Source organism: Bradyrhizobium sp. (genome assembly GCF_049512235.1).
Classification (GTDB): Bacteria; Pseudomonadota; Alphaproteobacteria; order Rhizobiales; family Xanthobacteraceae; genus Bradyrhizobium.
On the sequence record NZ_JBEKXH010000303.1, the window covers coordinates 1 to 8,031 of the forward strand.

General features: G+C 60.4%; 5 protein-coding genes. 2 read left to right on the forward strand and 3 right to left on the reverse strand.

Annotation, left to right across the window (positions count from 1 at the left end; translation table 11 throughout):
* The coding region (locus ABSG20_RS23990; protein ID WP_423866990.1) for a flavin-containing monooxygenase at nt 1-1,503 on the forward strand (1,503 nt) is incomplete at its 5' end.
* Nucleotides 1,504-1,531: 28 nt separating this feature from the next.
* On the forward strand, nt 1,532-2,587 hold the full coding sequence (locus tag ABSG20_RS23995) for an alpha/beta fold hydrolase (RefSeq protein ID WP_423866991.1): 1,056 nt from the start codon (nt 1,532-1,534) through the stop codon (nt 2,585-2,587).
* A gap of 106 nt (nt 2,588-2,693) precedes the next feature.
* Here the strand turns inward: ABSG20_RS23995 and ABSG20_RS24000 are convergent, their stop codons facing one another.
* The 3 genes from ABSG20_RS24000 to ABSG20_RS24010 form a co-directional block, all read right to left on the reverse strand.
* Nucleotides 2,694-3,500 (reverse strand): gasdermin, encoded by an 807-nt coding sequence (locus ABSG20_RS24000; RefSeq protein ID WP_423866992.1) that lies wholly within the window; start codon nt 3,498-3,500, stop codon nt 2,694-2,696.
* Between the two features lie 30 nt (nt 3,501-3,530).
* Complete coding sequence (locus ABSG20_RS24005) at nt 3,531-6,224, reverse strand: TCP-1/cpn60 chaperonin family protein (protein ID WP_423866993.1); 2,694 nt, start codon at nt 6,222-6,224, stop codon at nt 3,531-3,533.
* 218 nt (nt 6,225-6,442) lie between these two features.
* Nucleotides 6,443-7,522 (reverse strand): hypothetical protein, encoded by a 1,080-nt coding sequence (locus ABSG20_RS24010; RefSeq protein ID WP_423866994.1) that lies wholly within the window; start codon nt 7,520-7,522, stop codon nt 6,443-6,445.
* Between the last annotated feature and the right edge of the window lie 509 nt (nt 7,523-8,031).

An 8,031-nucleotide genomic window follows, 5' to 3' on the forward strand; every position in this document is an offset into this window, starting at 1 on the left:
TCCGGCGTCGGCGGAACCTGGTACTGGAATCGTTACCCCGGTGCGCGCTTCGATTCTCAGGTCGAGGTGTACCAGTATTGGTTTTCCGAGGATTTGTACAAAGCGTGGAAGCCGAGCGAGCGTTTTCCGGCGCAGCCCGAGACCGAGCAGTGGCTGAACTTCGTCGCTGATCGCTTCGATCTCAAGAAGGATATCCAGTTCAGCACCCGGATCGAATCCGCCACCTGGCGGGAGCAGGACGGCCGCTGGGATGTGGTCACCTCCGACGGCGAACGCATCGATACGCAATACCTGTTGGCCTGCTGCGGCATGCTGTCGGCGCCGCTGAACGACCGCTTCCCGGGCCAGTCCTCGTTCAAAGGTGTGATCACCCATACCGGCCTCTGGCCGAAAGAGGGTATCGATCTCAGAGGCAAGCGGGTCGCGGTGGTGGGCACCGGAGCCACCGGTATCCAGGTGATCCAGACCATCGCACCCGACGTCGGGTCGATGACGGTGTTCGTGCGCACGCCGCAATACGTTGTGCCCATGAAGAACCCGAAATATTCGCAAGCGGATTGGGATCGCTGGAGCAGCCGGTTCAACGAGTTGAAGACCCGCGTGCGCTCCACCTTCGCCGGCTTCGACTATGACTTCGAGAATCGCCCTTGGGCCGAACTGACCGCCGATGAGCGCACCGAGGTTCTTGAAAAATACTGGAACGACGGATCGCTCTCGATGTGGCTTGCGACGTTCCCGGAAATGTTCTTCGACGAGGCGGTGAGTGCGGTCGTTTCTGAATTCGTCCGAGGCAAGTTGCGGCAGCGGCTTCGGAACGACCCGAAGCTGTGCGATCTGCTGATTCCGTCCGAGAGCGACTACGGATTCGGCACGCATCGTGTGCCACTCGAGAACAAATACCTCGAGGTCTATCTGCAGGACAACGTCGAGGGCGTGAACTGCCGCAAGACACCGATCGAGCGCATCGTGCCCGAAGGCATCCAGACCTCCGACGGGAAGGTCCATGAGGCCGACATCATCATCCTGGCCGTTGGATTCGACGCCGGCTCCGGCGCTCTCAGCCGCATCGACATCCGCGGCCGCGACGGCCGTTCGCTGAAGGACAGGTGGCACGAGGATATCCGCACCGCGATGGGGCTGCAGGTGCACGGCTATCCCAACCTGTTCACCACCGGCGCGCCGCTCGCTCCGTCCGCCGCACTTTGCAACATGACGACCTGTCTGCAGCAGCAGGTGGACTGGATCAGCGACTGCATTGCTTACGCGAAGCAGCACGGCAAGGGCGTCGTCGAAGCAACCAAGGAGTTCGAGGACAACTGGGTGAAGCACCACGACGAAACCGCGGCCGCGACCCTCGTCGTCAAGACCGATTCCTGGTACATGGGCTCGAACGTCGACGGAAAGCCGCGACGCCTGCTGTCCTATATTGGCGGCGTCGGCAACTACAACCGGCAGTGCGACGAATTGGCGGCCAATGGCTACCAAGGCTTCGCGATGACCTGATGAAAACACCAACGGGAGGAAACATCCAATGAGTACAAATCCATACTACGGCCAGGAAGGCCACGGCCCCTACGAGATGATCGGAATCGGCAACCTCGAGCTTGAGGAGGGTGGCCTTATTCCGGACTGTCAGCTTGCGGTGGCGACCCACGGCACGCTGAACGCGGCGAAGGACAACGCGATCCTGGTTCCGACCTGGTACTCGGGAACGAGCAAGATCATGGAGCAGGTCTACATCGGCAACGGCCGTGCGCTCGATCCGGCAAAGTATTTTATCATCGTTGTCAACCAGATCGGCAACGGCCTTTCCACCTCGCCGCACAACAGCAGCGGGGCTCAGGCCGGACCGTCCTTCCCGAAAGTGCGCATTGGCGACGACGTTCGCGCCCAACACAAGCTTCTGACCGGGAAATACGGTCTGAAGAGCCTCGCGCTGGTCGTCGGCGGCTCGATGGGCGCGCAGCAGACCTATGAGTGGGCCGTGCGCTATCCCGACTTCGTCAAGCGCGCCGCTCCGATCGCGGGCACCGCCAGGAATACCGAGCACGATTTCGTCTTCACCGAGACACTCGCCGAAGCGATTACGTCCGATCCGGGGTTCAACGGCGGCAAGTACGGTTCGCCGGCCGATGTCGCCTCAGGCCTCAAGCGCCACGCCAAGCTGTGGACGGTGATGGGGTGGAGTACCGACTTCTTCCGCGAAGGCCGACACAAGGCGCTCGGCTTCGACTCGATGCAGGCCTTCGTCGATACCTTCATGACGGGCTACTTCGCGCCGATGGATCCAAACGATCTGCTGGCGATGGCGTGGAAGTGGCAACGCGGCGACGTGAGCCGCAACACCGGCGGCGATCTCGCATCGGCGCTCGGCCGTATCAAGGCCAAGACCTACGTGATGCCGATCAGTCACGACATGTTCTTCCCGCCTGCAGACTGCGAGGTTGAGCAGCGCCTGATCCCGGGAAGCCAGTTCCGTCCGCTGCAGAGCATCTGCGGACATCTCGGCCTGTTCGGCGTGGACCCGGAATTGCTCGCGCAGCTTGACGCCAATCTGAACGAGCTGCTGGCGGCGCCTGTGAATTGACGCGCCGGATTGATTGATCGCCTGTTGCAGTTGAGGGCGCGAACGAAAAAATTGTTCACGCCCTCAATCCGGACTTCTTATGGAAGCATCGGTTGGATCCGCAAGGTCAACTCTGTAAGTTGAGGAACACGTCCCCATTCTCCGGGTCTCCCACCAGGATGCTGTGGACGTTGTGCTTGCCCTCGCGGATATCCACCGCGCGATCGAGGCCTGCCATCGTGAAGCGGTGCTGATTCTTGTCGTACATCAACTCCACGAGTTCGACTCCAAACGCGAGCGGTATGGCTCCGTCATAGGTCAGTTCCCCGGTCCTTTCGTTCTTCACCGAGATCTTGCCGTCGACGGAGATTACATCCTTCAGCGCGCCGGCTTCGACCGAGATGTCGTTGGAACGGCTGTCTTCCGCCGTCACGGTGATCGAGGGGCTGCGTACGACTGCGACAGTGACGTAGTAGCGGGCGTCGTCCTGGACGATCGGGTTGTCCCTGTCGGGATGGGACTTGGCGACCGCGCGGCCGAGTTCAATGGCGTCGACGGATTCGCGCGTAGCGTTCTTGAGGCTGAATCGCACGAGCGATGCTCCCTTGTGCTCATATTCCGCCTTGATCCTTGCCGCCAAACCGGCGGCGCCGACGGCGCTGAAGAAGCCCTCCAGCAATCCGATTCCCGCCTTCAGCTCGATGGCTCGCGTCTTGGTAGTCGCCAGGCTGGTGAGCTTTTCCTCTTTGGCCGGCGGGATTTTGACCGCCGGCACCAACAGGTGCTCCAGTCGCCCGGGCGGCGCGATCACGCCCTTGATGGCGACGTACACGTCGCCGACCAGCGCTTTCTCCCGCGGGATCTTCAGCAGGTTGAGCTTGTAATCCTTCAGGAACGCCGTCAGCAGCGGGTCCGTCGTGTTGCGTCTCGACATCGTTCGCCTCCTCGTTGCGTATTCAGTGCATTAACTCTTCTCCAGGTGAGCGCCGCCGGCCCCGTAGAACGAATATGCGAGCCAGGTCGGGTCTTCTGGCGCATTTTCCCGGATCTTCTTACGGGCCAATCGCAGTGCAATGCTGAACGGCTTGTTGCCCTCGAGCAGTTCCTCGTAAAGCGCCTCTGCGAATTTGCGCGCGGTCTCGTCGCGCACCTCCCAAAGCGTACCCATGAACGCGCCGGCACCCATGGCGAGGAAGCAGTTCGCCCACCCGCCGATCCGGGTATATCGCAACGGCTTGTCATCGCTTCGGCAGGCGTTCATGAACACGAACGGCGCCGGCCGCTTCAACTTGCCCTGATAGCTGCCGAAATCATCCGACGTAACCGGAGAGTCGATGATGATGCGCCCGGTCCCTGCTTCCACGGCGTTGTGGCAGGCGAAATGCAGCAGGCTTGCCGCCGACTTGTCCAGCAGATCGTATAGTTCCTTGGATTTCGTAATGCGGTAGTCCTTGAGCGCCGTGCTCCATTTCCGGAGAAGGGTCGATACCTCATCGGCCTCGTTCTCGGCATTGGCCGGCCCCTGGTTGGGAATGACGAAGTCAGCGCGACGGAGCGCGATCACCTTCGGCGGTCGCGACCCGAGCCTCCAGCGGGAGAGCTCGACGATGTCGACCAGAAAGCCCTTGTCGAAGGCGGGCTCGTTGGCCTCGAAAGGGTAGAGCATTTCCCACGGAAACGGGTCGCCGTCCGAAATAATCTCCAGCTTCTCAAGCATGCTCTGGCGATGGCGATCGATGAAGCGCTTGCGGGTCTTTTCGGGAACCAGCGTGTTCCAGAGACTGATGCCCCACTCCCTTTGCAGCCTGGCGGCGACTGATGGATCGATCGGATAATCGCGCCGAACGAGTTCCTGAATCTTGCCGATAACGTCGTTGATTGCACCGTCGACCGGCGACAAGGCGTCATCCAGGTGATCCGCGGGCTGGTCACCTTCGCTGTCCCGCCAGTCGAACGAGTATTCCTTCCGCTTCTTGTCGTATTCCACCTTGAGGGTCGCTTGCGTCTCGTCGGCTGCGAACCTTGTGACGGGGTCCCTGCTCGCCTGCCGCCTGGCGTTCACGGCCTCTCCTGCCGCTGCGACATTGACCGCAATGTCAAGGCCTCCGAGAGCCGTTCCGCCGTTGAAGACCGAGATGCGGACAAGCCTGTCGCCGGTATCGAGCGCCCGAAGAGAGAACTCGGCTCTCGTTGACTCGTCGCGCGGCGGCAGGTGAATTGGCAGACGGCTCTCGGGCCTTATCTCGAAACCATCGGCCTTCACGACGACGTCGAGCCCGAGTCCCTGCTCCGGCACGTTGAGATCGAGAGCACGGGTGTGTTCGTGCAGTTCGCTCAAAGCGATATAGACGGCAACCTTGAAGGAGCCGCCCCGCACGACGCGATCGGGACAGTCGCCGACGAGATACCTCCTGACGGACGGCTCGATCGCGTCTATCAGAAGTTTGCCGAGTTTCGCGTCGGCTTTCCCGCCGCCTTCCACGACCGCGGCCAAGTTGCGCTCTGCCATATCGACGGCACCCCCATCCGCATCATGCGGCTCCAGGACCTTCGACATCATGTTCAGGAAATGCGGGTTCTGGCTCTGGAGCGCAGTCAATTCGCGCGTGCGCGCGAATGCGGCGGGCGCTGTGGTTGCGGTCGTGGCCACCTCTGCTGCGTTCGTCAACGCGGTTTCCAGGCTCTCTGCCGTATCAACGATGCCGGCGTCGATCATATCCGCGTAGTTGCCGCTCGTGATATCGTAGCCGACGTGCGCGTTCGATTCGCGCAAAAGGCTGTCAATGACCGATCTGCTGTTGACTTGCGCATTCTCGACGAGCAGCCGTATCGGAGTGAGCACCGCATGAAGGACGACGTCTACTCCCGCCTTCAGGCTCTGGCTGTCCGGTTCCAGGCTTTGGAGTGCACGGCTTGCATGCAGGAGCGCTGCGCCGCCGCCGGCCACCACCCCTCCGGCCTGCGCTGCCCGCACCGCCCGGAGTGACATTTCGATATAACGCTTGCGCCCCCTCGCTTCGGCCTCGGTACCGCCTGCCACCTTGATACGGTAACCGCCCCCCGCGCGAGCAATCTTGATGATCGGCTTGTTGGATATCAGCCCGTCGATTCTGATGGTGCCCAGATCCAGTTTCAGATTGCGGCTGTTGCCGAACGTCCGAGCGACGACTGAGGCCACGTCCGGATCCCCATCGGCCGAGATCCTCGCGACATTCTGGTACATCGCGATTGTCGCCGTCTTGTATGCCTGCTGGCGGATATCCCGCAGAACGGTCTTCACCGCCAGATCGATACCACGCTGAAGCTCGACCGGATCGGCTCCCGATTCGATGGCGCGGGCACTTTGCTCTGTGATGGATTGTGCCAGGATAGCAGTGAGGGTCGCGCCGTCGCCGCAAATTTCGTCGGTCTTGATCGCCGCCGCCTTGGTGATCTCCGCACCGAAGGCTTCGAGCCGATCTGCCGGCATGGTGCTTTCGGCGAACAGGAAATCATGCTTGGCCGCATAGGTAGAAGGCGATGGGGCCCCGGCTGAAATCAGGACCTGACCCGGTCCGAGCTTGCGTTGGGCTACCTCGCCAACGAGGCGGATGCCGCGTGCAGTCCGCCGTGCCGCATGCAACAGATCATCCATCCGCGCGCCGTTCGTTTCGTCCACTCTGGTTTTTGATGGCTCTCGCGTCAACATCTATCATGGGTTGCACTTCAGGGCTACGTCGTGGAGATGGCTCCGGAGCGCGTGGCTGTTCCAGTGGATGCAGGAAAGATAAATAAAATCAATAAGTTGCAATCGTTCGGGGACTGATTGATCTGGAGGATATTGCTGGACAGTCGCCCCGACGAACCGGCCGTGAATTCAGTCCAAGGCGAAATGTTTCAGTGCGACTGCATTTCCCGAGCAAACTCCTCGATGGCTATCTCATAGTCGCGGTCAACTTGCACAGCCGTCTTCTGTCCGTCCTGGAAGAATCGGATCGCGAGACTGTCTTTGTCCGCCAGCACCAGCGAGTTCACCCTGTTAACCGTTGTCCCCGTCTTGAGTGCGATCTGGCTGCACAGATAATCATACCTGAAGGATGGATGTGGAACGTGAACGACGCTGCCGATTTGATAGGGCGAGATGAGGGGTGGGACGCCCCAGACATATACCTCGAACCTTAATTCCTCTCGGCTCGACCCCTGTCCGCGCAGCAGGAATATCACCAACAGGTCCTTGTGATACTGCACCTTGACGAATTTCGGAATCAGTTCGAGCCGGCCGCCGGCTTCGGTCTGGAATTCCCAGAACGCATAGAGCGTATCGCTGAGCTTCTTGGCACGCCGGCGCTCGAACGATGCGACTTCGATCGCGCCACCCCAGCGGTCAACCAGGTTCGCCCCGCTGAAATGCTCAAGGCCGGCCGCCTCGGCCGCTATCAGCATGGCAAAGAGGACAGCCTTGAGTTCGTCGGACTCGCCATCAGGAGGGTTGCACCGGTGCTTGTGTTCCAGTTCGGCGACCAGCCTGGCAACATAGTCGATTCCGGTGCCGGCGATCACGGCATTGCCGCAGACCTCCACAGGTATCTGCAGCGCGTTATGCCAGAAGAAGGAGGTGAAGCCGCTACTTTTCTGGATCAGCCCGATCAGACTGAGGTCGTTCCGCTGCGCTTCCGGGATGGCGCGAATGACCGCGCCGATGTCCTCGGCCGCAGCCGGCCGGCGCTCGATTGCGTCTGCTATGTGGCGGAATGCCGCGCTTGCCTGCAACAGGTTTCCCGCCCAGACCAAAATCATGTCGTCATTTATGATGTTGACTTTTTGCCGCAGCATCGAGACATGCGCTGCTGCCTTTTCGTTCATTTGCCCGAAAGCCAGTTTGTTGAACATACTATCCGATGCACCGGCGCGCGTAACCAGAATGTCGCCCATCACGATCGGAACGATGCCCACCGTGTATCCCATGATAATCGTCATGCCGCCCTCGACCGCGAACCGGTTATCATATCCGTCATGAAATCCATTGTTGCGGCCCTTCCCAAAATCTCCCGTTGCAATTTTGAAACGTTACACGTTCACAGCAGAATTGAGTAGAGAATCTGCGCGAGGTATATCGCGTTACCTCTCATTCTCGTCGATAAAGAACAGCAGACAGTTTGGTCCAACCTGCAATCGTGCGGCGACTTTGTGATTTACCATGAACCATCCTCAACCTGCCCATCGCACGCGCGGGAACCAGAGCGGGCCGGGCGTTTACCCGACGAAGATAGGACCGCGCCAACGATTTCGGTCGACCGGGCTCGATAGCAACTGCACTGGTGGCATTCGTTCGCGCGGTCGATGGCAGACAGCGGGCGATCAAATCACGCATCAGCTGGCGTCTGTGCCCCGGCTGTACCCCGAGATTTCCAGGGGAGGGCACAGACTGTCCCTGATTGGAGCGATGTGGATTGGAATCCAGGGGTTGTCCAGACCTATAGCAAAGC

What these genes read in the sequence shown, in the direction of transcription:
- ABSG20_RS23995 (WP_423866991.1), top strand. Translation starts at nt 1,532, where the DNA reads ATGAGTACAAATCCATACTACGGCCAGGAAGGCCACGGCCCCTACGAG.
- ABSG20_RS24000 (WP_423866992.1), bottom strand. Translation starts at nt 3,500, where the DNA reads ATGTCGAGACGCAACACGACGGACCCGCTGCTGACGGCGTTCCTGAAG.
- ABSG20_RS24010 (WP_423866994.1), bottom strand. Translation starts at nt 7,522, where the DNA reads ATGACGATTATCATGGGATACACGGTGGGCATCGTTCCGATCGTGATG.